We start from the raw sequence: 24435 nt of genomic DNA on the forward strand, positions 1-24435 counted from the left end.
TCTTATTCCGTCCAGAAGCGTGGCATGAACAGCACCAAAACTGTCAGCAATTCGAGTCGTCCCAATAACATGCCAAATGAAAGCAACCATTTTGCGACATCATTCAAGGGTTGGAAATTTCCAGCAGGTCCGATGACATCACCTACACCCGGCCCCACATTGGCAATTACGGTGCCTGCTCCGGCAAGGGCTGTGACAAAATCGAGGCCGGTGAGTTGCAATAGAATGCCAAGGCCCATGAAGCTGACAAAATAAAGGAAGAAAAAGCTCATCACAGCAGCAGAAACGTCATCACCCAAGGGAATGCCGTTAAATCGCTTCACAAAGATACCATGAGGAAACACAATACGATTGATATGCTGCTTCATCGTCTTGTACATCACCTGAATACGAAAGATCTTCAGGCCACATGCTGTCGATCCCTGACAGCCGCCAATGAACATGATGGCAAAGAAGAAGCCGACCGCGAATGGTCCCCATGCGGTATAATCGGTAGAGGAATAGCCGGTTCCAGTCATGATCGAGACCACATTGAAGGCCGCATGGCGCATGCCTTCAAGTCCTTCCTCTCCACCGAACCGAACTGCATAATAGGTTACAATCGGAACAAAGAGTGCCAGAAACAGCAGGAAGGTGCGGATTTCGCTATCGAGAAACAGTTTGTGCCATTGCCCACGTACTGCCTGAATATAAAGAATGAAAGGCAGAGATCCCAATATCATGAAGACAATGGCAATCATCTCGATCTGAGCGCTCTGGAAATAGCCGATGGAGGCATCGTGAGAGGAAAGCCCACCCGTTGCGACCGTTGTCATGCCATGAATGACGGCGTCCAGCACATTCATGCCCGCCATATAATAGAAAATACCGCAAAGTGTCGTAAAGAGAATATAGATAGAAGTGAGGCCAGATGAAATCTGCGTTGCCCGAGGCAGGATCTTCTCGGCTGTATCAAAGGCCTCTGCCTGAAAAAGCTGCATGCCACCCACTTGCAGCATGGGCAGGACAGCAATGGCCATCACGATCACCCCGAGACCACCAAGCCATTGCAAAATGCCGCGCCAAAGCAAGACGCCTGCTGGCATCTGATCCAGGCCAGACATGATGGTGGAGCCGGTGGTGGTGATGCCGGACATGCTTTCAAAAAAAGCATCGGTATAGGTCGGCGCAGTGCCAGACCAATAAAGCGGCAAAGCGCCAAACGCCGCAAGCGATACCCAGGACAACACCGTCATCATGAAGGCTTGGCGTAGCGAAAATTCGACTTTGTTGCCACGGGTTGACATCCAAAGACCACCGCCGACAAAGAGTGTGACACAGCCGGAAGTGGCGAAAACACGCCAAGCCGGATCATCCAGCCCAAGATCAAGCAATGCCGGAATGAACATGGCAATGCCCAGCACGCTGAGAAGGGCGCCAATAACCAGGAAGACAGGTCGAAAATCCAGCATAATAAGTTCAGGCTTTCATTCTCAATGCACAACACAAGAGCTTTGATCAGAAATAGCAGATATGGGCGCTAATTCTAGTTTATGACCTTATTCTGGTCTGGAAGATCCAACGAGAAGGCAGGAATATCAACCTTGAAACGCTCGCCATCTTCATTTTCCATTTCGAAATATCCTGACATGATGCCAGAATCGCTTTCCAACGGACAGCCCGAGCTATAGGAATAGCAGTCTCCAGCCGGGATCAAAGGCTCTTCACCAACCACGCCACGGCCCGAAACTTCCTGAACCCGACCTTGGCCATCAATGATATGCCAATAGCGATTGCGCAATCGAATGTTGACCTGGGAAAGATTGCAAATCTCGACCTCATAAATCCAGACATGCTTGCCCTTGTAGGGCCCGTCTTTGGCCAGGGAGTGCTGAGGTTGATAGTCCGGGGTCACCGTTACCTGTACAGAATTGGAAATGGTTTTATACATGTTGATTGTTTGGGTGATCTATTTCGCCGTAAACGGTTTCATTGATAATTTCGAACCTGTTTCTACTCCATTTTGTTCAGGAGTAACAAGCTCCTGTCAAAAATGTGAGAAGCCAAACAGATGAAAATACGTTAGCAAGGAAGATTGAGAGACCCGATTGACGAGGGGCCCTACACTGTCCCGGCTTTTGAGATATTCGCTTACCATGTTTGATGCCAGATTGCGACGCCTGATTGATCCTCCCATGAACCGTCTGGGTCAGACGATGGTATCAATCGGTATATCTGCCAATCAGGTTACATCCGTTGGGCTCGTTCTGGGTGTGATCGCTGGTCTGCTTATCACGCAGCAATTCTATCTCTGGGGGCTTGTCGTTCTGCTTCTCAGTCGGGTCATGGATGGCCTGGATGGCGCAGTGGCGCGGGCCAGCTGCAAAACCGATCTGGGTGGCTATCTCGATATTGTCTTCGACTTCATCTTCTATGGTTTGATCCCGCTCGGCTTTGCTCTGGCAGATCCTGACAAGAATGCGGTGGCTGCGTGCGTTTTGCTCATGGCTTTTTATGCCAATGGTGCCAGTTTTCTTGCCTATGCCATCATGGCGGAGAAAAGAGAAATTTCGACTGAAAGCCATGGCTCCAAATCGCTCTATTTTACAGGTGGTCTGGCAGAGGCCGGGGAGACATTTGCTGTTTTTGCCGCATTCTGCCTTTTCCCCACAGCCTTTGCATGGATTGCCTATGGCTTTGCACTGATCACTGCGATAACAACAATTTCACGTATTATCCTTGCGACACAGGTCTTCAGAGATCTGCCGGAGGAAGTTGCGGAAGAAATATTCGAGCAAGAAAACAGCTAGTCGGGCCAGTTTGTTCCATGAGTGACGGAATTACTTTTGCGTTTTACAAGGCCAAAGGTGGCTGGCAAAATGCCGTTGTGCGCCTTGGTACGCAATCACGCTATTCTCATTGTGAAGCAATTTTCGTTCATGCCGAGATTGGTGACACCGTCATGTGCCACTCCTCCTCCTCAATGGACGGAGGAGCGAGAAGCAAGGTCATCACATTACGTGACGATTTCTGGGATCTGGTTCATCTGCCAAGGTGCTTCTTTGATGAAGCCCATGCCCATGCATTTCTGGAGCGTACGAAAGGGACATATTATGATTATCCCGGTATTTTGCTCAGCCATATTTTCTCGTTGAACCGCCATTCGGAGACCCGCTGGTTCTGTTCAGAATTTTGCGCCGAATTGATCAAGGTGCCCAACCCTCACACCTACAGCCCGCAGGCTTTCTATGATCTCGTCTGCTATCTGCGGGATCGGTTCGAGCGACATGATGCACACATCAAGTGTCAGGGTGGTTAGTCCTGTGGCAAGATCAGATGGCCGTCCTCGCCAATTGGAAAGGCCCCATGGGCAATCTCCCATAGATATCCGTCAGGATCAGAGAAATAACCGCTATAGCCACCCCAGAAGGTTTCCGATGGTTGTTTTTTCACCGTTGCTCCAGAACTCTCGGCCTGCTTGATGATGGCATCCACTTCGTCGCGGGTATGCACGTTGTGGGCAGTTACCACACCACAGGATCCAGGGGACGGTTTGAAGTCCGGGTCCGGCAATTCCTCTGCCATTTTATCAATCGGATATAGCGCAAAGACGGTGCCCGCCGTCTTGAAAAAGGCGATGCCCTGCTCGGGTTCAAAATTGGTGGGCCAGCCAAGCCCGTCACGATAGAAGGCAACAGAGGCGTTTAAGTTGCTTACGCCCAAAGTGATGATGGAAATACGAGCATCCATGATGGTTTCTCCCGACAATGAAGCAGAATCAAAGATGGCGTGAGCTTAACAGAGCCGCATGGTCACTTGGCAAGAGCCAAATTGGAACATGAAAAAGCCCGGAAAACCGGGCTTGATCAGATTGAAAATGGATTGGGAAGAGTTAGAGAGACGCCAGTGCCTGCTCGAAATCTTCCCACAGATCTTCGACGTCTTCCAGACCGACAGACAAGCGCAGGGAGCCTTGTTTGATGCCTGCTGCAGCCAGTTGATCATCATCCAGACGCTGGTGCGTGGTGGTGGCCGGGTGGGTGATGAGGCTTTTTGCATCACCCAGATTGTTGGAAATTCTGACAACCTGTAGGGCATTTTCCAATCGGAAAGCAGCCTGCTTGCCACCGGCAACCTCCAGCGCCAGCATTGTGGAACCCCCACGCATCTGGCGCGCAACAACCTCGGCTTGGGGGTGATCGGCGTGGCCCGGATAGAGCACACGATCAATTGCTTTATGCTCAGCCAGACGATCTGCCAGAATGGACGCAGTCTGAGTTTGTTGTCTGACACGCAACGTGAAGGTTTCCAGACCTTTGAGCATTATCCAGGCATTGAAAGGAGAGAGAGATGGTCCGGTATGACGATGCAGGTCCTTCATTTCTTCTTCGATGAATTCCTCTGAAGACAGCACCACACCACCAAGGCATCGGCCCTGACCATCAATATGTTTGGTTGCGGAATAGATGACAACATCGGCCCCCAAGGTCAGCGGAGATTGCCAAAGAGCGGTGGCAAACACATTGTCGACTACAAGCTTGGCACCAGCTTCGTGAGCAATATCGGCAACAGCAGCGATGTCAATCACGGAAAGGGTCGGGTTGGTTGGGCTTTCAAGAAAGCAGGCGCGCGTGTTCAAGCGCATAGCAGCTTTCCATTGCTCCAGATTGGTGCCATCCACAAGGGTGCATTCAACACCGAAACGTGGCAACAACTCGCTGACGATGTAAAGACAGGAACCAAAGAGTGCGCTGGCGGCAACAACATGATCACCCGCCTTGACACATGCAAGCATTGCAGCAGTCACCGCAGCCATGCCTGAAGCGGTACCACGCGCAGCCTCCGCTCCTTCCAGAAGTGCCATACGTTCTTCGAACATGGAGACGGTCGGGTTGGCATAGCGGGAATAGACATAGCCAGGTTCGTCACCTTTGAAACGGGCCTCGGCTGCCTCTGCACTGTCATAGACATAGCCCTGGGTCATGAAGAGCGCTTCTGATGTTTCACCCCATTGTGAGCGCATCACGCCACCATGGACCATCTGCGTTGCCGGGCGCAGACTGGTGTTGGCGGAAGGCTTATTCTTGTTCTGCTCTGACATGACCTTTTCCTGTCGATCCTACTTCAAAAAACAAACGATGCTTGGTTTATCATAGTCATAATACGACAAAACCCAGCGGTGCGATGCACGGCCGGGTTTGGTTTCATTCCCCCGACCTTTTAGCGACCTTGTTTTACGTGGCGGCAAGCCGGCCGGCTCAAATGACCACGAAATTCTGAGATCCATTCTTAGGAGTTTATTCCAAGTGCGTCAATCAGCTTACTGAGAAAAAGATCCTTATGAGGCCTGGCTGCGGGCAATTTTTTACCCCCAAAGGCTGTAGCAGGTCATAGATTATGCATATTTCCTGGCCCCCGCCACGCACCCGATAACCAGAAGCGTGACGGCGATCATCGACCAGCTTATATGTTCGCCCAACAGAAGAAAGGCAAGAAAAAATCCAAAGAAAGGCTGCAGCAACTGGAGCTGCCCGACTGCGGCTATGCCTCCTTGGGCAAGGCCTCGATACCAAAAGACAAAGCCGATCAACATGGAAAAGACGGAAACGTAGCCAAGGCCAAGCCAAGCGGAAGGAGCAATCGCGCTGGAGAAGTCCGGTAACGTGATCATGGCGACAAGTGCCATGATCGGCAAAGATAGGAGCAACGCCCAGGAAATGACCTGCCATCCGCCCAGACGTCGTGACAGGGCTGCCCCTTCGGCATAGCCCAGACCACAAATGATGATAGCGCCCAGCATCAACAGATCTCCCGGGAACGACGTAGCTTCACTTGTCGATAAGGCAAACAAAGCAACAGCCATGCTACCCATCAGGGAAAAGAGCCAGAAGAGTTTGCCGGGTCTCTCACCGCCACGCAAAACTGCGAAAATTGCCGTAGCAAAAGGGAGAAGCCCGATAAAAACAATGGAATGGGCCGCAGTGATGGTTTGCAAGGCAAGAGCGGTTAGAAGAGGAAAGCCGATCACTACTCCTATGGAGACGAGACAAAGAGAGATGAAATCTGCTTTATCGGGGCGTTTTTGTTTGAGCGCATAAAGCAGCAGCAAGCCGAGAAGCGCTGCGATAACAGCCCGGGCAGAAGTCAAAAAAAATGGTGAAAACCCTTCTACCGCAATGCGGGTGGCTGGAAGCGAACCACTAAAAATCAAGACGCCCAATAATCCGTTGATCCAGCCTTTTGTTTTTGCCTGCATGCTCATTGTCTCCTTCTTGTCTTTGCAGATTAAAAACAAGTCCTTTGCAAAGATAGGAACAAAGCAGTACAATTTTCAAAAACTGTATTGATATTTTGGGTGATACACTTGGATCAGAAAAATACGTCAAGAAGCTCTCGTTCAATGATGGTGGTGGAGGAAGTTCAGCGCCAAATTGCCAATCGGGCTTTGCTGGCTGGCGATAAATTGCCTTCAATCCGAAGTTATGCGGCAAGATTGGGCATGGCGCCCTCCACCGTGGTTGAGGCCTATGATCGCTTGGTAGCTGAAGGTCTGATTTCCGCTCGACGCGGTTCGGGTTTCTATGTTTCCAATGTCAAACAACCTTTTGAAATTGCGCAAGCCGGGCCGCATCTGGACCGGGTAATCGATCCACTTTGGGTATCAAGGCAATCCCTTGATGCTTCCCTGAAACATCTCAAACCGGGATGTGGTTGGATGCCGGCAGACTGGATGCCACAACAAGCCATAAGAAAAGCCATTCGTAGTCAGGCCCGGGCCAATGAAGAAGGCTTGTCGGATTATGGCAATGCGCGTGGGTTACCAGAGCTTCGAAATTTGCTGGTCCGGGATTGGGCCGATGAGGGATTGAGCCTCAGCCCTGATCAAATCTTGCTGACATCGTCGGGCACGCAAAGCATCGATCTCATCTGTCGTCTGCTGCTGCGTCCTGGTGATTGTGTGTTGTTGGATGATCCGGCTTACTTCAATTTCCAGGCCCTTCTTCGTGCCCATCGTGTCACTGTCATCGGAGTGCCCTTGCAAAAGGATGGCCCAGATCTGGAATATTTTGAGAAAACCTTGATCAGGCATAAGCCAAGCCTCTATGTGACCAATTCCGGTCTGCATAATCCGACCGGAGTGACACTCTCGCTGCAAAAGGCGCACAAGCTGTTGAAGTTGGCGGCAGATCATGATCTTACCATCATCGAAGATGAAATTTTTTCCGCCTTTGAACCAGAGCCTTCTGCTCGTTTGGCAGCACTGGATGGTTTGTCCAACGTCGTGCGCATTGGTAGCTATTCAAAAACGCTTTCAGCATCGATCCGCTGTGGCTATATCGCTGCCAAACCCGATTGGATTGAGGCGCTGACCGATTTGCAGGTAGCGACCAATTTTGGTGGCCCGGGACCGTTCGCAGCCAATATGGTCTTTACGGTCTTACGGGATGGTGGATATCGCCGACAGTTGGAAACGACCCGAACGTTGCTGGCCAAACGTCGAGCCGAGGTCGCGGGAAAGCTGGATGCCTTGGGTATCAGGCCATGGATTCTGCCAAGAGGTGGCTTCTACCTCTGGTGTGAGCTTCCCGGAAATGTCTCTGCATCTACTCTTGCACGCAACGCCTTGAAGGAGGATATAATCCTTGCACCTGGCAATGCCTTCAGCCTGACTCAGACAAAAGACTGTTTCATGCGTTTCAATGTCAGCCAGATGCAGTCCGATGACATTTTTGGAAGATTGAGCAGGTTGTTGGATGAGATATAAGGCAAAAGCAGATCCTGCATTGCCCCGTTCCTTTATCCCTGCTAAACAGCGAAAAATCATCTGTTCAGGGGCAGTGCCATGAGTAACTCCGTTATCTTTTCCGGTTCGGGAATTTTGAACGATACCGATATCCACCAGTTGGTTGAGGCCGGAGCGATTGGATATGAGAGTGCGCTGGACGAGGATCAGATCCAACCCGCCAGCATGGATCTGCGTCTTGGTACAACCGCTTATAGAGTGCGTGCTTCCTTCATGCCAGGCCCGCGCCGGAGCGTGCAGGAAAAACTTGATCATTTGCAACTCCATCAGATTGATTTGACAGATGGCGCAGTTCTGGAAACCGGGTGCGTCTATATTGTGCCTTTGATGGAGAATTTGAAGCTTCCAAAAGGAATTGCAGCAGCGGCCAATCCTAAAAGCTCCACCGGACGACTGGATATTTTTACCCGCCTGATCACTGACAAGGCTCAACAGTTTGACAAAATCCCGGAAGGGTATGAAGGACCGCTCTATCTGGAAGTTAGTCCGCGTACCTTCCCGATTTTTGCCCGTGCGGGCTCTCGCCTTACGCAAATCCGTTTTCGTCAGGGGCGAGTGGTGCTAAGCGATCAGGAGCATCTCGCTCTGCATCAAGCAGAAACGTTGGTGGCCTCGAGCGACCCTTTTATTTCAGATGGGATTGCCGTTTCCATCGATCTGGCAGGAGATGGCGTCATTGGCTATCGGGCGCAGCGTCATGCGGCAGTGATTGATGTTGATAAGCGTGATGCACAAGAGGTTGTTGACTTCTGGGAGCCAATCTATGGTCATGGTCGAGGTGAACTGATCCTGGATCCGGATGAGTTTTATATCCTTGTTTCAAATGAAGCTGTACATGTTCCACCCGATTATGCTGCCGAGATGGTACCGTTCGATCCACTGGTTGGTGAATTTCGTGTCCATTATGCTGGCTTCTTTGACCCTGGTTTTGGTCATAGCGCTGCAGGTGGCACCGGTTCTCGCGCTGTATTGGAAGTCCGAAGCCATGAAGTGCCATTCATCGTTGAGCATGGCCAGATTATTGGACGTCTTGCATATGAAAAGATGCGTGCGCGGCCAAGCGAGCTTTATGGAATGGGCATTGGTTCCAACTATCAGGCCCAGGGCCTGAAGCTGTCCAAACATTTCAAAGTGGCGCAATAGGGTTCATGGCACTGTATACCGTCACCAATGAGACCTATGCTGAACTGGAAGAGAAGAAATCTCGTTTTCTGGCCTTTCTTGTGCCCATGGATCAGTTTGAGAAGCGATTGAATGAGTTGAAAGCTGAACATAGAAAAGCCAATCATCATGTTACAGCTTTTCGCCTAATTCATGACGATGATCAGATTGAGGAGGGAGCCAAGGACGACGGTGAACCGGCAGGCACATCCGGCATGCCAATGCTCAAGGTTCTCATTGGGCGTGGTCTGATTAATCTTGGTGTGATCGTTGTACGCTATTTTGGCGGCACGAAACTCGGAGCAGGAGGCTTGGCTCGTGCCTATTCCGGTGCAGCCAGCAAAGCAATTGATGCAGCGGATCTGGTTCCTTGGCAACGTATTTTGAGTGAGACAGTGAAGTGCCGGTTTGATCAAATGTCGGATTTGGAGCGCCAGGTCTCATTGCTCAAACTGGAGGTCCAGGACCGACAATTCACAGAAAATGGGGCTGAACTAACGGTGCAAGGGCCATTGAAACGTCTGGAAGAATTGAATGAGTTTATCCTGAAATTGGACCATCTCTGAAGCCCGTTGCTAACAAGGTTCGGGGCACGTTGAATTCGCAATTTTTCCTTTATCACCGCGTAAAACTACCCTCGCAGAATTCGCTTGATTGATGGATCCTGTGACGAACTGTTAAGCATGAATTCCAATATCTGTTTGTATATATCAATGGGTCAACAGACATGCGACCGAATTACCCATTTATGTCTGTCGAAATTGGCTGCCATTTAGAGTAATTTATAATTTTCGAATATATCATGCACCAAAGTCGGAGTAATATACGGCATAGCGCAGGAAATATTCATGGAACGTCTAAAGGTAGCATCGCTGAGATTTGAACTGACGCCCGAATTTGATTTCGGTTCAAGCGATTATGCGGCTTTGTTTCATGCTTGTCGGGCCACCGCTTTTCAACATCCGGTTTGGCACAATGCAATGCATGCCCATATTGGTCGTCTGGAAGGTTTGACGTCTCAGTATGTTTCCGTTCGTCATGAAGAAAACAGCAAATTACTTGCCCTGTTTCCGCTGATCAAACGTCCGATGATGGGGGCGTATATTCTCGAATTTGCCAATCTGGGATTGGTCGATTATGCCGCGCCAACCATACACCCGGATTTGTGGACGCAGCTGGATGATCCAACAGAGCTTTACTTGCATCTGGAGAAGCTTCTTTCTCCGTATGATCTATTGCGCATCAAACATCTGCGGGATCAGGATCTGGATCTAACACGTCTTTTTCCCAATGCACAGGTTCGAAAAGCCGCATTTGGTGCACATTCGACTGATCTATTTGGAAATATCGAGGAATGGCGTGCCGCAAAAATGTCCCGAACTACCCGCCGAAACAACAACCGCAAACGAAAAGCATTGAAGCGTGAGGGCAATTTTTCCATGCGGCGTCTGATGGATGCTGCTGAGATTGAGCAGGCATTTGAGCGCTTGCGGGTATTGCGCAAGGATCGTTTTCATGATCGTTTGGAAAAGGACTATTGTCAGGATCCCATCGCTTTTGACTTCTATCTAAAATTGGCCAAGGACGGCGCTCAGGCAGGCTATGCTGTTGTTTATCAGTTCACGCTGGATGATCAGATTGTCGGGGTACATTTTGGATTGGCTCATGCCGGTCGTTTCTATTATCTGCTTCCGGCGATAGATTATGACCGTTTGGGTCGCTTTTCGCCTGGATTGCTCATGATTGAGGATATGATTGCCGATTGCCTGGATCGAGGATTCGATCATTTCGATTTCACTGTTGGTGACGAAGGCCATAAACGTAAATTCGGGACCCGTCCGAGCACTATCTATACGCTCTGGCACAGTCATTCCCTTCTGGGGTCCATGGGCGTGACATTCGCCAATGTTATCAAAAAAGGTGGTATGGGGTCTCAGTTCAATCGCTGGCTTTGTCCTGAAACAAGGCAAGAGGGTGTCCGCATAGCGGGATGATTGTTGCAACTCTCTATTTGTAAATTATGTTTCTATATGTTTCGGACTGATTGGAAATTACCTGTATCTATTTGTGCTTTGTTAAGCTTGGTATAAAATCATTAAGATTTTAGCTAGTTTGGCGTTCGAATATCTGTCACAACCATAGCAGATGAATTTGATCAGAATGCTATGAACCAGTCCCCGCTCTTTCTATGCTCGATAGTGTCAGAGTTCGATTTTTCGTCCGATGAGTATCAAGCACTATATGCAGTTTCCGATGCTACGGTTTTCCAGCAGCCGAGTTGGCTCGAGAAATTGCAAACTCATGCCTGCAGCACTGCTTTGGGCAAGGTCCAAACACTTTTGATCCGTGAGCAAGACACCCAGCAGCTTATATTGGCTTTACCGCTATTGTTGCGAAGAAAAGGCCCGCTGCGCCTTCTTGAATTTCTTAATATGGGTTTTGTAGATTATGCGGCTACAATTTATAATGCAGCTTTTCTAGATGAGTTGATCAGACAATCAGGTGCCTTGTCTGCAGAAATTGATTCAATTCTTCCATCTCACGATTTGCTTTGGATCAAACATATTCATGCGACGGATCAGATTTTGTTGCATTTGTTCCCCAAGGCGCATCAATTAAATGCAAATTTTGACAGTCATCGTACGGAGCTGACGGGCAGCTTTGAGGATTGGCGCAAAAAGACCATGAGCAAGAAACGGCGAGGCAATTTACGGCGCGCTCGCCAGAAATTGCTCGAGGAAGGGTCATTGAGATCTCAATTGGTGTCAAACCCGGATGAGATCATGCGAGCATTCTCATCGCTTCGCGCATTTCGTCATTTGCGTTTTTCGGAGAACCGGCGCACGGAGCATATGCAGAACCAAAGTGTCTTTGAGTTTTATTTGCACTTGGCGCAACAAGGAGCACGGGATGGCTCCACAAGAACCTATCAATTGTTGCTGGACGACGTATGCATTGCCGTTGCATTCGGGTTATGTCACGAAGAGGAGTATATTTATTTGCTCCCCGGAGCAGATTTCAAGCGCTATGGACGTCATTCTCCTGGGGTAATCCTGTTGGAGGACATGATCTGTGATCTGATGAAGGATGGCTTTGGCGGATTTGATTTTTCAATCGGTGATGAAGCATACAAAATGCAGTTTGGTACCTATCCCGTTGCGATACAGACGCTTGCCCGACCCCAAACACTTACTGGTCATGGTGTATTGAGAAGCATAAAATTCCTCAAAAATTATCAGCAAAAGCGGAGCCTGCAACAACCTGACGGCAAGCCAGCGATGGGAGGAGGAACTATCCGCACTATATTGGCTTCTATTCTGGGGCCGGAAAAAGGGTAACAGGATCGCCTTCTTTCCAAACCATCCATCGTCGAAAAATATCAGAAAAGAGTTGTGAGGCTTCGTGGCCCCTCAGCCAATTAACCACCGGAGAGGGAGCAGCCTGATCGAACCATGTCCGGTTCGTATTGGCAAATTGACGTACAAAGGGAAAGAGGGCAATGTCTGCCAAACTTATCTTGCTGCCGAAAAGCTGTGGTCTTTGCTTCAATCGCTCAGCCAGAGGATCTAGGGCCACCAGAGCCATTCCACGTTCAATCAACTCATCTGCATCTTCATAACGTGTCGCGTATTTGTAGCGATCCAGATGACGTTTGAAATCTCCGTCCATGTGGGCAATGAGCTCAAGCATCTGGTCCAGTGATCCTTCATTTGGATTTAACCAGCCAAGAGGGTCCCGCGAGCTCAACGCCCAGAGCATGATATCCAGGCTCTCGTCAATTACCCGACCATCCGGCATGATCAGGACAGGAACCGTACCTTTAGGAGACATTTCGATCATATGGGCTGGCTTGTCCCGAAGAACAATCTCACGCAGCTCCACGACCTGACTAGACGCAAATAACCCCATTCGACCGCGCATGGCATAAGGACAGCGGCGGAAAGAATAGAGAATAGGACGCGAGGCATCAGCTTGTGGTGCGGGATTGTTCATTCAGGTTGCTCCTTAAACTCGGTCTGTTTCACCTCTAGCTTGCCCTTGAGACACAATTATGGCCTTCAACTCAGCCAGTTCTGCCCGAAGGGCCTTTACCTCGGTACTCACGCTTTCCGTTTCTTCATGCAAGGCGGCGCGATCTGCTTCTGCCGTCGCTTCATGTTCGGACTGCATGGCGGAGACAATGATACCGATGAAGAGGTTCAGAACGGTGAAGGAAGTAACAAGAATGAACGGCACGAAGAAGAGCCAGGCGAGGGGAGCATAATCCATCACCGGACGAACGACGCCCATGGACCAGCTTTCCAGCGTCATGATCTGGAACAAGGTATAGGAGGATTCTCCAAGCGTCCCAAACCATTGTGGAAAGGCCTCGCCATACAGCTTTGTGGCCATGACCGCAAAGACATAATAGATGAGTCCCAACAGCAGTGAGATGGAGCCCAGACCGGGTAATGCTTCCAGCAAAGCACCGACCACACGGCGAAGACTTGGAACAAAGCTTATCAGGCGCAAGACACGCAAGACACGCAAGGCACGCAGAACCGATAAACTACCAGAGCTCGGAATGAGCGCAATGACAACCACCACAAAGTCAAAGATTGACCAAGGGTCGGTGAAGAAGCGCAGACGATGAATGCCAAGACGTAGACTGATCTCGATCACGAAAATTGCCAGAATGGCTTTATCAAGCAGATGAAAGAAGCCTCCGAAGAGTTCTACAGCTGCTGGCCATGTTTCCAGACCCAATGTGATGGCATTGAGAATGATCAGAGCGGTGATAGCCAGTTCAAACTGGCGGGAGGACAGGATTGTTTCTAGTCTGGCAAGCATGACGAGGCATTTCCGTATCAGGACAAATGTGTATCAGTTGGCACTTTTTGTCCGCAAAGCATGGCGAATGCAAGACCTCAGTTACAAGACCCAAGGGAAAAGAGTATGATTGACCCTACCCAATTGGGGAGGCAAGGTGCAATCACCTTGCCCCTTTTTTGAAAGATCGATAAAAGGATCACATTCAGCGGGTGTAGCTCAATGGTAGAGCAGGAGCTTCCCAAGCTTAAGACGAGGGTTCGATTCCCTTCACCCGCTCCAGCTGTTTTCATATATCTGATCGAAGTTGGTCCATTGCCCAAGCATTTTTGAGAGCTGATTGCGCTGTCCAGAAAATGAATCCTGAATCTAGAACTTCACTTCGACCAACAGCCCGCCATCGTCTTTCTCCACAAGAAGGACTTCGGAACCATGATAGTCGGCGATTGCCTTGACCAGAGCTAGGCCAAGGCCTGATCCTTGCCCTTTACGAGCGCTATCACGCTTGTAGAATGGCTCGAAAACCCGGGAATGTTCGTCAGTCGGAATGCCCGGCCCGTCATCTTCTATGATGAGAATATTGTCTTTGGTACTAACTATAATGCTTGCTCCGGCGCCTGCATGTTGAATGGCATTTTCAACCAGATTGGAGGCCAATTGAGCAAGTAATTGCCAATCACCTTGAATAGTTCGATTGGAAGCTGCCGTAACCACGAGACGTTGTTCTTGCTCTTCTGCAACCTCGGTATAGAGATCTGCCATCAGATTGGCGAGATCATCCAGAGCCACGGGTTCCAGAGACGCTTTATTCTCACGGCTGCCCAGTCTGGAAATACGCTGAATGGAATCAAAGATACGGATGATATCTTCGGTCTTGTTGATTGCTCGCGCCATATCATCCTTATTTTTTGCGGTTTCCAGGATAGCGCGCAACTGTGTTAGCGGAGTGCGGAGTTCATGAGCAACATCTCTTGAAAAGTCGGTCAATTGCCGAACTGACATTTCCAGCTTCTGCGTTGCCTCGTCGATACCTAGCATCAATTCGTCAACGTCATCGCAAATTCGTTTGGGTGCTATGCGAAAAGATAAATCCCCATCAGCTATTTTCTGTAAGCCATCATGAATTGCGCTGATACGTTTTTGTTGTCTGAGGCCAAGTACCAGCCCACCTGCCAAGGTAACAACGAGGATGATTGTGGTAATGGATAGAAGAATGGAGGGAAGCAATTGAAGTGCATCTTCCACTTCATGAATGGGAGTGTAGGCTGCAATAGCTCCGGAAGGGGTGGTTTTGACATAGACGCGCCAAAGATCGTCTTCCGTCAGTTCTTCCGTGGAACCGAGTTCTAACTCCAGCTCCTCCAGTTCTGTGGGCAGAAACTCGTTTTGGATGATCTGAAAATAACGCTCACTAAATAGCTTGCTGCTGGGAATGGTTCGAAAGCCATCTTGTTCAAAGATATTTTGTTTGATGGGGCCAATAAGCCGGCCGTTTTTGGGCAGATAGCTCTCAGAGCTTCCAACAAACATTGTCTCGCTTTGTGTCAGGAACCAAATCGGGGTTCCATCACTATCTGTTGTGCTGTCCAGAATGGATTGGGCACGATAACTCAACGCATCGTCGATATCATCATGGATTTGATCTGAGATTTGCCAGCCTAGCAGGAAGCCAGCAGCAATCATGATGCCAGTGAACAACACGCAAAGCTGCAGCGCATTTCGAAGTGCACTCATGCGCATCAGGCTTTTAACTGCCGAAAACATATCCAGCCCCTCTGATGGTGCGAATTAATGAGGTTGGAAATGGTTTGTCGATCTTGGAACGAAGCCTGCTGACATGGGTTTCTACGATACTGGTTTCGGGATTGAAGTTGATGTTCCATACCCGCTCCAGCAGCATGGTTCGGGTGAGAACCCGCCCTCTATTTTGCATGAAGGCTTCCAGCAAACGAAACTCCTTGGCATTGAGATCGATTTTCTGATTGCCTCGTTGGCAGGTATGAGATAGCAGATCCAGCTCCAGATCCTCATAAGAGAGCTTGGTAACCTCGGGCTCTGTGGTCTGGCCTCCACGTCTTCCCAAGGCGACAATTCGTGCCAATAACTCGCTGGATGCAAACGGTTTGACGAGATAATCATCAGCTCCCGCTTCCAGTCCATCCACTCTGTCTTTCACTTCCCCCAAGGCTGTCAGCATCAGGGTGGGTGTTTTGATCTTTGCACTCCGCAAAGCCTTTATCAGTGATAAACCGTCCAGCCCGGGCACCATTCGATCCAGAACCAATATGTCGTAATCTCTCGTAGTTGCTGCAAAGAGCGCATCCGGACCATTTTCAAACCAGTCCACGATATGTCCGGCTGCTTCCAGGCTCTGACAAATCCACTGACTGATCTCACTATCATCTTCGAGAAAAAGAATACGCATTTTAACGGGCGTCCATATAACATAGCTGGAAGGTGGCTTGGACCACCTTCTCAACATTGAGAGACTTTATATACAGTCCGATATCACTTCATCTTGCAATCATCATGGTCATCTTCGTGATGTTCTTCATTGTTATGGCCCAGCTCTTCCATTAGATTCCGCAAGGCTTCCGGTGAGTTGGCAGATGCGTTGGCTGTGGCGATTATGGTGCCATTAGTGCCATCAATTTGCATGAGGGTATGGGACGTCTCAGACGCCAGTTCTGCTACATATATTGTTGTATTGTCGATATGATCCAGCTCCAAAGCCACAAGATCTCCATGCTTGCTGCTGGTCGCGATCTCCATTGCTTTGGCAAATGAGAGCGAAGGTTTGATCAGATCCTCAGTGGACTGAGATGCTGCGAATGACATACCAGTGGTGATGATAATGGCCGCGATGGTGACAGTGATGGTTTTCATGGGGTGTCCTTTTCAAATCTATCTCTGTTGCAAGCACGTCGATTGCTTGTGAGGCGAAATTAGAAACGGAAACTTACAGGCACTCCGGCGCCAGTTTACAATTTTGTAAAGTGGATAATCTGCTTTGGAAGTTATATAAAAAGAGCCAGATGGAAGACATCACTATCGAGGTTTCCAAATAGTTTATGCAGGAATAGTGGTCTTCTTCAGATTGGCCATGAGATAATGGAACTTCTCACCCTGAACCGCGACGTGATCTCGCAATTCATTGGCTGCAAGATCAGACTCGTTGTTGGACAGAGCTTCAACAATTGCTTTGTGTTCTGCCATGGATTGCTCCATACGGCCTCGCAAACGCAATTGCAGGCGACGGAAGGGTTTCAGTCGCTTGTGGAGTCGCCTTGCTTCCTGTTCTAGAAAGCTGTTCCCGGATTCGCGATAGATAATATTGTGGAATTTTTCATTCTCGAGATAATAGCCATCCGTGTCATCCGTATCCACTGCTGCCTGACAATTCCTGTTGGCTTCCTTCAGCTCATTGATCGCGTCTTCTGATATCCGTTTGGCGGCCAAACGTCCACAAACGGCTTCCAGCTCTGCCATGACCTCGAACATTTCCATGAGTTCCAGTGGACCAGGCTGGCAAACAAAGGCGCCACGACGTGGTATGAGCTTTACAAGTCCGGAAAGAGCAAGTCTTTGAATTGCTTCTCGAAGTGGGGTTCGTGAAACCTTGAATCTCTCTGCAAGTCGAACTTCGTCCAACCGATCTCCATCGGCAAATGTACCGTTGAAAATCAGCTCTTCCAATTCTTGAGCGATGCTATCTGCGCGGCGTTTCTCCATGCCCTTGTTTTAAACGCATGCTTGACAAAACGCAATAAACGAGTTTTTGTATACAAGAATTAAATTTAAAAATACAAAAATCAATCACTCTATCATTTCAGTTAAACGACCGACTTAGGGAGGAAACTATGAAGTCGATTTTGAAATCAGCAGTGGGGGCCGCTGCTCTCATAGCTATTGCCAGTGTGGCCAATGCCGCCGAGTTGCGGTTGTCGCATCAATGGTCAAGCAAGGATGTAAGGCACAAGGTAGCTCAGATCGTTGCGGATGAAGTCGCAGCCGCCAATGTGGATCTGAAAATCAAGATTTTCGGATCAAAATCTCTCTTCAAGCCACGAGAGCAATATCGCCCGCTCAGTCGCGGGTTTCTTGATATGTCCGTTCTGCCACTCAGTTATGCTGGCGGACAGCGTCCGCAATATAATCTGACATTGATGCCAGGTCTGGTGAAAAACCATGATCATGCCGCCCGTTTGAGTGAATCGCCGTTCATGAAAGACCTGGAAAAGATCATGGCAGAAGATGACGTCATGGTTCTGGTCCATGGTTATCTGGCCGGCGGCTTTGTTGGCAAGGACAAATGCATTACCAAGCCTGAAGATGTGAAGGGTCTGCAAACTCGTGCTGCGGGCAAATCCTTTGAACAAATGCTGGCCGGAGCAGGGGCATCCATTGCTTCCATGGCGTCTTCCGAGATCTATAATGCCATGCAGACCGGTGTTTTGAATGCCGCCAACACGTCATCTTCGTCATTTGTATCCTATCGCATCTATGAGCAGGTCAAATGCTATACTCCAGCGTCCGATCTGGCGCTCTGGTTCATGTATCAGCCATTGTTGATGAACAAGACGAGCTTTGAAAAGCTGAACGAAGATCAGCAAAAGGCTTTGCTTGCTGCTTCCAAGAAGGCACAGGCCTATTATCTGGAAGAGGCCAAAAAACAGGATGCAGCATCCGAAAAAGTCTTCCGCGATGCTGGTGTTGAAATTGCCAAAATGAGTCAGGCTGATTTTGATGCCTGGCGTGAACTGGCGAAGAAAACCTCCTACAAGGCTTTCGTAGACGAGGTCTCGGATGGTCAGCAATTGCTGGATAAGGCTCTTGCCGTTGAGTAAGATATTCGGGGCGACTTTCAGTCGCCCCAACGTCCTTCCGAAATCAGAAGCACTCTCAGGAGGAGACCATGGCTGGGCATAGCTCCGCTGTTGCAGCTCATTCCGGCAATAATGCCTTTTTGAAAATTGTAGAGAGACTATCCACCTTGGCAGGATGGGCCTCTGCAGCCATGATTGTCATTGCCGTTGCGATCACCTGCCAAATGATTGTCGTTCGTTTTGTTCTCAATGGATCAACCGTCTGGCAGACAGAGGCAGTTATCTATCTGGTCATTGCCTCAACGCTCATTGGCCTGCCTTATGTTCAGCGTTTGAGAGGGCATGTCAATGTCGATCTGATCCCGATTTCCCTATCGCCCGGACCCCGTTTCATATTGGCAATATTGACATTGTTTCTTTCCATTCTCATCGTGCTTGTGATGGTTTTCTATGGTTGGGAATATTGGGCAGTTGCATGGGACCGTGGCTGGCGTTCCGATACAGTCTGGGGGGTTCGGCTCTGGATACCTTATCTGGCAATTCCCGTTGGTTTCACGCTTCTTCTGCTGCAACTGATTGCAGATTTCGTAGCGCTCATCCTCTGCATAGATAAACCATTTGGATTGGAGGACGTTTGATGGACCCGCTATTCCTCGGAGGTCTGGTTGCCATTGCAACCATCCTCGTGCTGTTTTCGGGCGTATCAGTGGCACTTGGGCTCCTCATTGTGTCTGCTGGTTTTCTTCTGACCTTTGATGGTTTCCGGTCATTGGAGCTCATGCCGGAAATCCTGTTTGGTAAACTGGATAATTTTGCACTTCTGTCCATTCCCATGTTCATCATCATGGGGTCATCCATTGCATCGACCCGAGCCGGAGCTGATCTCTATGAAGCGCTGGAGCGCTGGTTGACCCGCGTACCCGGCGGTCTGGTTGTGTCTAACCTTGGTGCCTGCGCGCTCTTTGCGGCCATGTCGGGGTCATCACCTGCGACCTGCGCAGCCATCGGTAAGATGGGTATCCCGGAAATGCGTAAGCGCGGCTATCCTGACGGCGTAGCGGCAGGATCCATTGCTGCTGGTGGAACACTTGGTATCCTCATTCCGCCATCTGTCACCATGATTGTCTATGGTATTGCAACCGAGACCTCCATTGGCCGTCTGTTTTTGGCGGGTGTTGTGCCTGGTTTGTTGCTGGTTGGCCTCTTCATGGTCTGGTCACTCTATTCAACCTGGCGCTCTGGTGATGCGTCCAGACTGAGCGCCGGTAGCTATACATGGGCACAGCGTTTCGAAATTCTGCCACGCGTAGTGCCTTTTCTGCTCATCATCCTGGGGGTGCTCTACGCCATGTATGGCGGCATTGCAACGCCGTCGGAAACTGCCGCTGTCGGTGCCTTGATGTGCCTATTGGTCGCCATGATCATCTACAAACTCTGGCATCCATCCAAGATCTGGATCGTGCTTCGAGACAGCACCAAAGAAAGCGTGATGATCCTGTTCATCATTGCTGCTGCCGGTGTCTTCTCTTATATGCTTTCATCGTTGTTCATCACGCAGTCAATTGCAGAATGGATCGGTACGCTGGATGTCAATCGCTGGGTACTGATGGGGGCGGTCAACATTTTTCTTTTGATTGCTGGTTTCTTCCTGCCGCCAGTTGCAGTGATCTTGATGGCTGCGCCGATCCTGCTCCCAATTATCACGACCGCCGGGTTTGATCCTATCTGGTTTGCCGTTGTGCTGACCATCAATATGGAAATCGGCTTGATTTCCCCGCCAGTTGGACTGAACCTCTATGTGATCAACGGCATTGCTCCGGATATCTCGCTCAAGACCATTCTGACCGGCTCTCTGCCGTTTGTTGCCTGCATGGTTTTGGCGATCATTCTGTTGTGTCTGTTTCCAAGCTTGGCGACCTGGCTTCCTGATATTGTGATGGGGAAAGCAATATGACTTTGCTTGCCGACCTTCTGTCTTCAGTTTTTGAGCGACGTTTCAAGACATCATCTCTCCTCAAGAGAGATGGTCGCTCGCTCGACGAGTTGGCGAATGACCTGATAAGTGCGTCAGGAGAAATGTCCGGTCTATCATTGGGGCAGGAGATTCTGACGCGCTTCCAGCAGTTGGAAGATGAGGAGAAGCTCGCCTTCTTCCATCATCTGGCTACCTCGATGAATATTGATCCTGAAACGGTCCGAAATACTCTGGATGCATATGAGCAAGAGCCTTCTCAAAAGACCTATCGTGCTTTCATGCATGCCTCGGAACCAGATCGCCAGGAACTGATCAGACGCTTGAACCGTCTCCCCGGTGCAACAGAAGATTTGGTTCGAATGAGAGCGGATTTGCTGCGGCTTGGTCGCAAGGACCCGGAACTCAAGGCGCTGGATCTGGATTTCCAACACTTGTTTCAGTCCTGGTTCAATCGTGGCTTTCTGGTTTTGCGTCCAATCAGTTGGGAAAGTCCAGCCCATATTCTGGAAAAAATAATTGCCTATGAAGCGGTCCACGCCATCGATAGCTGGGATGACCTGCGGCGCAGACTGGAACCGGCAGATCGACGCTGTTTTGCCTTCTTCCATCCATCCATGCCGGATGAACCCCTGATCTTCGTTGAGGTGGCACTGACCAAAGGCGTTCCGAGTTCCATTCAGGCATTGCTGCGTGAGGATAGGGAAGCTCTGGCTGAGGAAGAAGCTGACACCGCGGTATTCTATTCCATCTCCAATTGTCAGGCAGGTTTGGCGAGTATCTCATTCGGCAATTCGTTGATCAAACAGGTGGTTTCCGATCTCTCCATGGAATTGGGAACCTTGAAAACATTTGTGACGCTCTCACCAATTCCCGGGCTCACTCGTTGGTTGGCCGAGGCTGGGCTGGAGGTCAGAAGTGGCACCGATGACTCTGATCAGATCCGTTCTCTGGCTGCCTATTACCTTCTCAATGCCAAGCGCTTCAATGGATTGCCTTTTGATCCAGTAGCGCGGTTCCATCTGGGCAATGGGGCTATCGTTCATGCGGTTCACGCAGAGGCGGATACCTCTGAAAAGGGAAAGTCCCAGTCATTGGGTGCAATGGTCAATTATCTCTATGATTTGAAGTCGGTTTCACAAAATCACGAAGCCTTTGCCACCAAGGCGGAAGTGATCTCCTCAGGTGACGTCAAATCTCTCGCAAGCAATGCTGCAAAAGCAAAAAATTCAGGAAAGGCAGTATGATGACAAACCCGCTTTATGACAGATTGTTCGGAATTCATGCATCCAGCACAACGCCTTTTTTATATCTGCAAGACGGCAAGACACTCACCCATATGGATTTTCTGGCCGTCGCGGCGCAAATGGCCAATGCGATGGTTCAGACAGGCTTGATGCCGGGAGATCGCGTGGCTGTTCAGATTCAGAAATCGCCTGAGGCACTCGCGCTTTATGCAGCCTGCGTGCAGGCAGGATTGGTGTTTCTTCCGCTCAATACCGCCTACACGGTCGATGAACTGTCCTATTTTATCCAGAATAGTGGCGCGTCTCTTGTTGTTTGCGATGAAAGAAGTGAAGAAGAGCTGCTGCCTGTCACACGCTCACTCGGCGCCAAATTACAAACTCTGAATGCTGATGGTAGCGGTACCTTGATGGATCAGGCACACGGCATGCCGAATGCCTTTGTCACCGTTGATCGCAAGGACGATGATCTGGCAGCTTTCCTCTATACATCCGGCACGACAGGCCGATCCAAAGGGGCCATGTTGACCCAGGCCAATCTGTTGTCCAATGCAGAAACGCTGGTCGATTATTGGCGATTCACGGACAAGGATGTGTTGTTGCATGCTTTGCCGATCTTCCATACGCACGGCCTCTTCGTTGCTACGAATGTAACTCTGGCAGCAGGCGGTAGCATGGTATTTCTTCCCAAATTTGATCTCGATGTCATTTTAGAGAAGATGCCTCTCGCCACATCCATGATGGGTGTGCCAACTTTCTATACCCGTTTGCTTGGAGATAACCGGTTCACACATGACCTCGCTTCTCATATGAGGCTCTTTATTTCTGGCAGTGCGCCCTTGTTGGCAGAAACCCATACGCAATTCGAGAACCTGACCGGACACCGAATTCTTGAGCGCTATGGTATGACCGAAACCAATATGAATACATCCAATCCTTATGATGGGGGCCGCCGGGCAGGAACAGTGGGTTTCCCGCTTCCTGGTGTCGAGTTGAAAATAACCGACCCTGAAAGTGGAGATCTGCTGCCTGCTGGCGAAGTCGGTCAAATCGAGGTGCGTGGCCCCAATGTCTTCAAAGGCTATTGGCAAATGCCCGAGAAGACAGCAGCAGAGCTGCGCGAAGATGGTTTCTTTATCACGGGAGATTTGGGCAAGATTGATGAAGACGGTTATGTCCATATTGTCGGGCGAAACAAGGATCTGATTATTTCTGGTGGATACAATATCTATCCCAAAGAGATCGAACTGGTGCTTGATGAGCAGGATGACGTGCTGGAGAGTGCTGTTGTCGGTGTCCCTCATCCGGATTTTGGAGAAACAGTCTTGGGTATTCTGGTGGCAGAAAATGGTCAGACACCAGATCTCGATAAGGCAATGAATGCAGTGCGTGATTCTCTTGCACGTTTCAAACATCCCCAAAAACTTGTGGTGTTGGACGAATTGCCGCGCAATACAATGGGCAAGGTTCAGAAGAATATCTTGCGTGAGCGTTATCAGGGAATGTTTTCCTCATAACGGATTCCCTGCCTGGTGAGCATTTGTCCTCCCAAATGCTCACCATCCTGATTTCGGAGATTTTTTGACCATGTATAGCAATATTCTAATTCCTGTATCTTTCGAGGCTGGACGTGATGCACATCAGGCGATCGAAATGGCGAATATCATGTGTGAACAGGATGGAAAAATCACCATTTTGCATGTTCTCGAACACTTGCCGCAATATGCCAGCGATCTCTTGCCGGAAGATCATGTTGAGGTCGCCAAACAGACGATCATTGAAAAATTGGAACGTCTGGTAGCAGATGCTTCAAATATTGATATTGAAGTTGTTGAAGGGCATTCGGCCCGCACGATTCTGGATTACACCCAATCCCATAAGAATGACTGTATCGTGATTACCAGCCATCGCCCCGGAATGCAGGATTTGTTCATTGGGTCGACAGCGGCAAGGGTTGTGCGTCATGCTCAATGCTCTGTCCATGTGATACGGTGAGATCATTACGAGCTTGTTGCTGCTAGGATTGAATCTTTGGCAGAATAAGCTGCCGAAGGCGAATTGATCATCTGCGACACTATGCCGGTTTAAGGGGAATTACGAATAAGCAATATTTGCGAAATATCGCAATTATTGAAAGGTACCCCGGAAATGAACGCTTTCAAATCAATAGCTGCTACCCTTATGGCCGGTGCTGCGTTGCTGGTCGCAACGGGTGCTTCCTTGGCGGAAGATGCAAAAGCCAACATAGTGACCGTGATTTCATCCTCGGATGTTCAAACCCAGGGAATGGCTTTGATTCTATCGCTGCAATCAAAGGCCAAGGATGCCGACGTTCGCATTCTTCTGTGTGATAAAGCAGGTGATTTGGCACTAAAAGAAACTCCGAAGGTCGAAGCTTTAAAAGGTGCCAATGCCACACCTGCCATGTTGCTGCAAAAAGCTGTAGGAGCAGGCATTCCAGCTGAGGTTTGTGCGCTTTATCTTCCTAATAAAGGCCTCAAGCCAGAAGCTCTTATGGATGGCATCGGAGTGGCAAAGCCACCTGTCATGGCTGATTATCTGGTCGCGGAAAATACACGCTTGATGACATTCTGACCTTTGGCAGGCTTAAATATGATAAGGGGTGATGATATTCATCGT

At 49.5% G+C, this 24435-nt stretch carries 25 protein-coding genes, 1 tRNA gene and 1 riboswitch; of the genes, 15 read left to right on the top strand and 11 right to left on the bottom strand.

From position 1 onward, the window contains the following. Positions 1–2 precede the first annotated feature (2 nt). Positions 3–1451 carry a TrkH family potassium uptake protein gene (locus CRO57_RS23605; RefSeq protein ID WP_097155996.1) on the bottom strand — a complete coding sequence of 483 codons (1449 nt, stop codon included), beginning with the start codon at positions 1449–1451 and terminating at the stop codon, positions 3–5. A 74-nt stretch (positions 1452–1525) separates the two neighbouring features. Continuing rightward, positions 1526–1930 (bottom strand): Co2+/Mg2+ efflux protein ApaG, encoded by a 405-nt coding sequence (apaG, locus tag CRO57_RS23610; protein ID WP_097155997.1) that lies wholly within the window; start codon positions 1928–1930, stop codon positions 1526–1528. 205 nt (positions 1931–2135) lie between these two features. Here apaG and CRO57_RS23615 point away from each other — a divergent pair, with 205 nt between their 5' ends. Together CRO57_RS23615 and CRO57_RS23620 are read left to right on the top strand one after the other, a co-directional pair. Next, positions 2136–2789, top strand: coding sequence for a CDP-alcohol phosphatidyltransferase family protein (locus tag CRO57_RS23615; RefSeq protein ID WP_097155998.1), 654 nt, complete (start codon positions 2136–2138; stop codon positions 2787–2789). Between the two features lie 17 nt (positions 2790–2806). Further along, positions 2807–3298 (top strand): hypothetical protein, encoded by a 492-nt coding sequence (locus CRO57_RS23620; RefSeq protein ID WP_097155999.1) that lies wholly within the window; start codon positions 2807–2809, stop codon positions 3296–3298. On the opposite strand, the gene CRO57_RS23625 is transcribed toward CRO57_RS23620, so the two are convergent. The 3 genes from CRO57_RS23625 to CRO57_RS23635 form a co-directional block, all read right to left on the bottom strand. After that, the gene (locus CRO57_RS23625; protein WP_097156000.1) at positions 3295–3729 is read right to left on the bottom strand and encodes a VOC family protein; all 435 of its coding nucleotides are present in this window, start codon (positions 3727–3729) and stop codon (positions 3295–3297) included. The genes CRO57_RS23620 and CRO57_RS23625 overlap by 4 nt on opposite strands. 142 nt (positions 3730–3871) lie before the next feature. Continuing rightward, positions 3872–5080 carry an O-succinylhomoserine sulfhydrylase gene (locus tag CRO57_RS23630; RefSeq protein ID WP_097156001.1) on the bottom strand — a complete coding sequence of 403 codons (1209 nt, stop codon included), beginning with the start codon at positions 5078–5080 and terminating at the stop codon, positions 3872–3874. Between the two features lie 99 nt (positions 5081–5179). After that, positions 5180–5259: riboswitch (SAM riboswitch) on the bottom strand. Between the two features lie 115 nt (positions 5260–5374). Further along, positions 5375–6235 carry a DMT family transporter gene (locus CRO57_RS23635; RefSeq protein WP_097156002.1) on the bottom strand — a complete coding sequence of 287 codons (861 nt, stop codon included), beginning with the start codon at positions 6233–6235 and terminating at the stop codon, positions 5375–5377. A gap of 144 nt (positions 6236–6379) precedes the next feature. Between CRO57_RS23635 and CRO57_RS23640 the strand changes: the two genes are divergently transcribed. The 5 genes from CRO57_RS23640 (at position 6380) to CRO57_RS23660 (ending at position 12282) form a co-directional block, all read left to right on the top strand. Next, a complete protein-coding gene (locus CRO57_RS23640; protein ID WP_097156003.1) occupies positions 6380–7744 on the top strand; it encodes an aminotransferase-like domain-containing protein in 1365 nt (454 codons plus the stop codon). A 78-nt stretch (positions 7745–7822) separates the two neighbouring features. Next, on the top strand, positions 7823–8926 hold the full coding sequence (locus CRO57_RS23645) for a 2'-deoxycytidine 5'-triphosphate deaminase (RefSeq protein ID WP_097156004.1): 1104 nt from the start codon (positions 7823–7825) through the stop codon (positions 8924–8926). Between the two features lie 5 nt (positions 8927–8931). Then, the gene (locus tag CRO57_RS23650; protein WP_097156005.1) at positions 8932–9510 is read left to right on the top strand and encodes an IMPACT family protein; all 579 of its coding nucleotides are present in this window, start codon (positions 8932–8934) and stop codon (positions 9508–9510) included. A 282-nt stretch (positions 9511–9792) separates the two neighbouring features. Continuing rightward, entirely contained in the window at positions 9793–10938 is a 1146-nt protein-coding gene (locus CRO57_RS23655) for a GNAT family N-acetyltransferase (RefSeq protein WP_097156006.1), read from the top strand. Between the two features lie 438 nt (positions 10939–11376). After that, positions 11377–12282, top strand: a complete 906-nt coding sequence (locus CRO57_RS23660; RefSeq protein WP_170956234.1) for a GNAT family N-acetyltransferase — start codon at positions 11377–11379, stop codon at positions 12280–12282. On the opposite strand, the gene CRO57_RS23665 is transcribed toward CRO57_RS23660, so the two are convergent. Then, positions 12257–12937 (bottom strand): glutathione S-transferase, encoded by a 681-nt coding sequence (locus tag CRO57_RS23665; protein ID WP_097156008.1) that lies wholly within the window; start codon positions 12935–12937, stop codon positions 12257–12259. The two genes, CRO57_RS23660 and CRO57_RS23665, sit on opposite strands and share 26 nt — an antisense overlap. 12 nt (positions 12938–12949) lie before the next feature. Beyond that, on the bottom strand, positions 12950–13774 hold the full coding sequence (locus tag CRO57_RS23670; RefSeq protein ID WP_097156009.1) for an ion transporter: 825 nt from the start codon (positions 13772–13774) through the stop codon (positions 12950–12952). Positions 13775–13961: 187 nt separating this feature from the next. On the opposite strand from CRO57_RS23670, the gene CRO57_RS23675 reads away from it, so the two are divergent. After that, positions 13962–14035 (top strand) — tRNA-Gly (locus CRO57_RS23675). 87 nt (positions 14036–14122) lie between these two features. Here CRO57_RS23675 and CRO57_RS23680 read toward each other — a convergent pair. The 4 genes from CRO57_RS23680 to CRO57_RS23695 form a co-directional block, all read right to left on the bottom strand. Then, positions 14123–15517, bottom strand: coding sequence for a sensor histidine kinase (locus CRO57_RS23680; protein ID WP_097156010.1), 1395 nt, complete (start codon positions 15515–15517; stop codon positions 14123–14125). After that, entirely contained in the window at positions 15501–16178 is a 678-nt protein-coding gene (locus tag CRO57_RS23685) for a winged helix-turn-helix domain-containing protein (RefSeq protein WP_097156011.1), read from the bottom strand. Before CRO57_RS23685 ends, CRO57_RS23680 begins: the two co-directional genes overlap by 17 nt. An 83-nt stretch (positions 16179–16261) precedes the next feature. Next, positions 16262–16639, bottom strand: coding sequence for a hypothetical protein (locus CRO57_RS23690; protein ID WP_097156012.1), 378 nt, complete (start codon positions 16637–16639; stop codon positions 16262–16264). A gap of 183 nt (positions 16640–16822) precedes the next feature. Beyond that, positions 16823–17485, bottom strand: a complete 663-nt coding sequence (locus CRO57_RS23695; protein ID WP_097156013.1) for a GntR family transcriptional regulator — start codon at positions 17483–17485, stop codon at positions 16823–16825. A 128-nt stretch (positions 17486–17613) separates the two neighbouring features. Here CRO57_RS23695 and dctP point away from each other — a divergent pair, with 128 nt between their 5' ends. The 7 genes from dctP to CRO57_RS23730 all read left to right on the top strand — a co-directional run bounded on the left by dctP (position 17614) and on the right by CRO57_RS23730 (position 24390). Beyond that, positions 17614–18600 carry a TRAP transporter substrate-binding protein DctP gene (gene dctP, locus CRO57_RS23700; RefSeq protein WP_097156014.1) on the top strand — a complete coding sequence of 329 codons (987 nt, stop codon included), beginning with the start codon at positions 17614–17616 and terminating at the stop codon, positions 18598–18600. A gap of 68 nt (positions 18601–18668) precedes the next feature. After that, entirely contained in the window at positions 18669–19217 is a 549-nt protein-coding gene (locus tag CRO57_RS23705) for a TRAP transporter small permease subunit (protein WP_097156015.1), read from the top strand. Then, positions 19217–20533 carry a TRAP transporter large permease gene (locus CRO57_RS23710; protein ID WP_097156016.1) on the top strand — a complete coding sequence of 439 codons (1317 nt, stop codon included), beginning with the start codon at positions 19217–19219 and terminating at the stop codon, positions 20531–20533. The genes CRO57_RS23705 and CRO57_RS23710 overlap by 1 nt, the downstream gene beginning before the upstream one ends. Beyond that, positions 20530–21798 (top strand): malonyl-CoA decarboxylase, encoded by a 1269-nt coding sequence (locus tag CRO57_RS23715; RefSeq protein WP_097156017.1) that lies wholly within the window; start codon positions 20530–20532, stop codon positions 21796–21798. Before CRO57_RS23710 ends, CRO57_RS23715 begins: the two co-directional genes overlap by 4 nt. Next, the gene (locus tag CRO57_RS23720) at positions 21798–23312 is read left to right on the top strand and encodes a malonate--CoA ligase (protein WP_097156045.1); all 1515 of its coding nucleotides are present in this window, start codon (positions 21798–21800) and stop codon (positions 23310–23312) included. The genes CRO57_RS23715 and CRO57_RS23720 overlap by 1 nt, the downstream gene beginning before the upstream one ends. Positions 23313–23382: 70 nt before the next feature. Next, positions 23383–23790 carry a universal stress protein gene (locus CRO57_RS23725; protein ID WP_097156018.1) on the top strand — a complete coding sequence of 136 codons (408 nt, stop codon included), beginning with the start codon at positions 23383–23385 and terminating at the stop codon, positions 23788–23790. Between the two features lie 153 nt (positions 23791–23943). Beyond that, positions 23944–24390, top strand: a complete 447-nt coding sequence (locus CRO57_RS23730) for a DsrE family protein (protein ID WP_097156019.1) — start codon at positions 23944–23946, stop codon at positions 24388–24390. The last annotated feature ends 45 nt before the right edge of the window (positions 24391–24435 follow it).

Origin of the sequence: Cohaesibacter gelatinilyticus (assembly GCF_900215605.1) — a bacterium.
Classification (GTDB): domain Bacteria; phylum Pseudomonadota; class Alphaproteobacteria; order Rhizobiales; family Cohaesibacteraceae; genus Cohaesibacter; species Cohaesibacter gelatinilyticus.

Excerpts from the sequence above, each read along its gene's own strand:
- CRO57_RS23605 (WP_097155996.1), bottom strand. The coding sequence starts at position 1,451 with ATGCTGGATTTTCGACCTGTCTTCCTGGTTATTGGCGCCCTTCTCAGC.
- apaG (WP_097155997.1), bottom strand. The coding sequence starts at position 1,930 with ATGTATAAAACCATTTCCAATTCTGTACAGGTAACGGTGACCCCGGAC.
- CRO57_RS23615 (WP_097155998.1), top strand. The coding sequence starts at position 2,136 with ATGTTTGATGCCAGATTGCGACGCCTGATTGATCCTCCCATGAACCGT.
- CRO57_RS23620 (WP_097155999.1), top strand. The coding sequence starts at position 2,807 with ATGAGTGACGGAATTACTTTTGCGTTTTACAAGGCCAAAGGTGGCTGG.
- CRO57_RS23625 (WP_097156000.1), bottom strand. The coding sequence starts at position 3,729 with ATGGATGCTCGTATTTCCATCATCACTTTGGGCGTAAGCAACTTAAAC.
- CRO57_RS23630 (WP_097156001.1), bottom strand. The coding sequence starts at position 5,080 with ATGTCAGAGCAGAACAAGAATAAGCCTTCCGCCAACACCAGTCTGCGC.
- CRO57_RS23635 (WP_097156002.1), bottom strand. The coding sequence starts at position 6,235 with ATGCAGGCAAAAACAAAAGGCTGGATCAACGGATTATTGGGCGTCTTG.
- CRO57_RS23640 (WP_097156003.1), top strand. The coding sequence starts at position 6,380 with ATGATGGTGGTGGAGGAAGTTCAGCGCCAAATTGCCAATCGGGCTTTG.
- CRO57_RS23645 (WP_097156004.1), top strand. The coding sequence starts at position 7,823 with ATGAGTAACTCCGTTATCTTTTCCGGTTCGGGAATTTTGAACGATACC.
- CRO57_RS23650 (WP_097156005.1), top strand. The coding sequence starts at position 8,932 with ATGGCACTGTATACCGTCACCAATGAGACCTATGCTGAACTGGAAGAG.
- CRO57_RS23655 (WP_097156006.1), top strand. The coding sequence starts at position 9,793 with ATGGAACGTCTAAAGGTAGCATCGCTGAGATTTGAACTGACGCCCGAA.
- CRO57_RS23660 (WP_170956234.1), top strand. The coding sequence starts at position 11,377 with ATGGGTTTTGTAGATTATGCGGCTACAATTTATAATGCAGCTTTTCTA.
- CRO57_RS23665 (WP_097156008.1), bottom strand. The coding sequence starts at position 12,937 with ATGAACAATCCCGCACCACAAGCTGATGCCTCGCGTCCTATTCTCTAT.
- CRO57_RS23670 (WP_097156009.1), bottom strand. The coding sequence starts at position 13,774 with ATGCTTGCCAGACTAGAAACAATCCTGTCCTCCCGCCAGTTTGAACTG.
- CRO57_RS23680 (WP_097156010.1), bottom strand. The coding sequence starts at position 15,517 with ATGTTTTCGGCAGTTAAAAGCCTGATGCGCATGAGTGCACTTCGAAAT.
- CRO57_RS23685 (WP_097156011.1), bottom strand. The coding sequence starts at position 16,178 with ATGCGTATTCTTTTTCTCGAAGATGATAGTGAGATCAGTCAGTGGATT.
- CRO57_RS23690 (WP_097156012.1), bottom strand. The coding sequence starts at position 16,639 with ATGAAAACCATCACTGTCACCATCGCGGCCATTATCATCACCACTGGT.
- CRO57_RS23695 (WP_097156013.1), bottom strand. The coding sequence starts at position 17,485 with ATGGAGAAACGCCGCGCAGATAGCATCGCTCAAGAATTGGAAGAGCTG.
- dctP (WP_097156014.1), top strand. The coding sequence starts at position 17,614 with ATGAAGTCGATTTTGAAATCAGCAGTGGGGGCCGCTGCTCTCATAGCT.
- CRO57_RS23705 (WP_097156015.1), top strand. The coding sequence starts at position 18,669 with ATGGCTGGGCATAGCTCCGCTGTTGCAGCTCATTCCGGCAATAATGCC.
- CRO57_RS23710 (WP_097156016.1), top strand. The coding sequence starts at position 19,217 with ATGGACCCGCTATTCCTCGGAGGTCTGGTTGCCATTGCAACCATCCTC.
- CRO57_RS23715 (WP_097156017.1), top strand. The coding sequence starts at position 20,530 with ATGACTTTGCTTGCCGACCTTCTGTCTTCAGTTTTTGAGCGACGTTTC.
- CRO57_RS23720 (WP_097156045.1), top strand. The coding sequence starts at position 21,798 with ATGACAAACCCGCTTTATGACAGATTGTTCGGAATTCATGCATCCAGC.
- CRO57_RS23725 (WP_097156018.1), top strand. The coding sequence starts at position 23,383 with ATGTATAGCAATATTCTAATTCCTGTATCTTTCGAGGCTGGACGTGAT.
- CRO57_RS23730 (WP_097156019.1), top strand. The coding sequence starts at position 23,944 with ATGAACGCTTTCAAATCAATAGCTGCTACCCTTATGGCCGGTGCTGCG.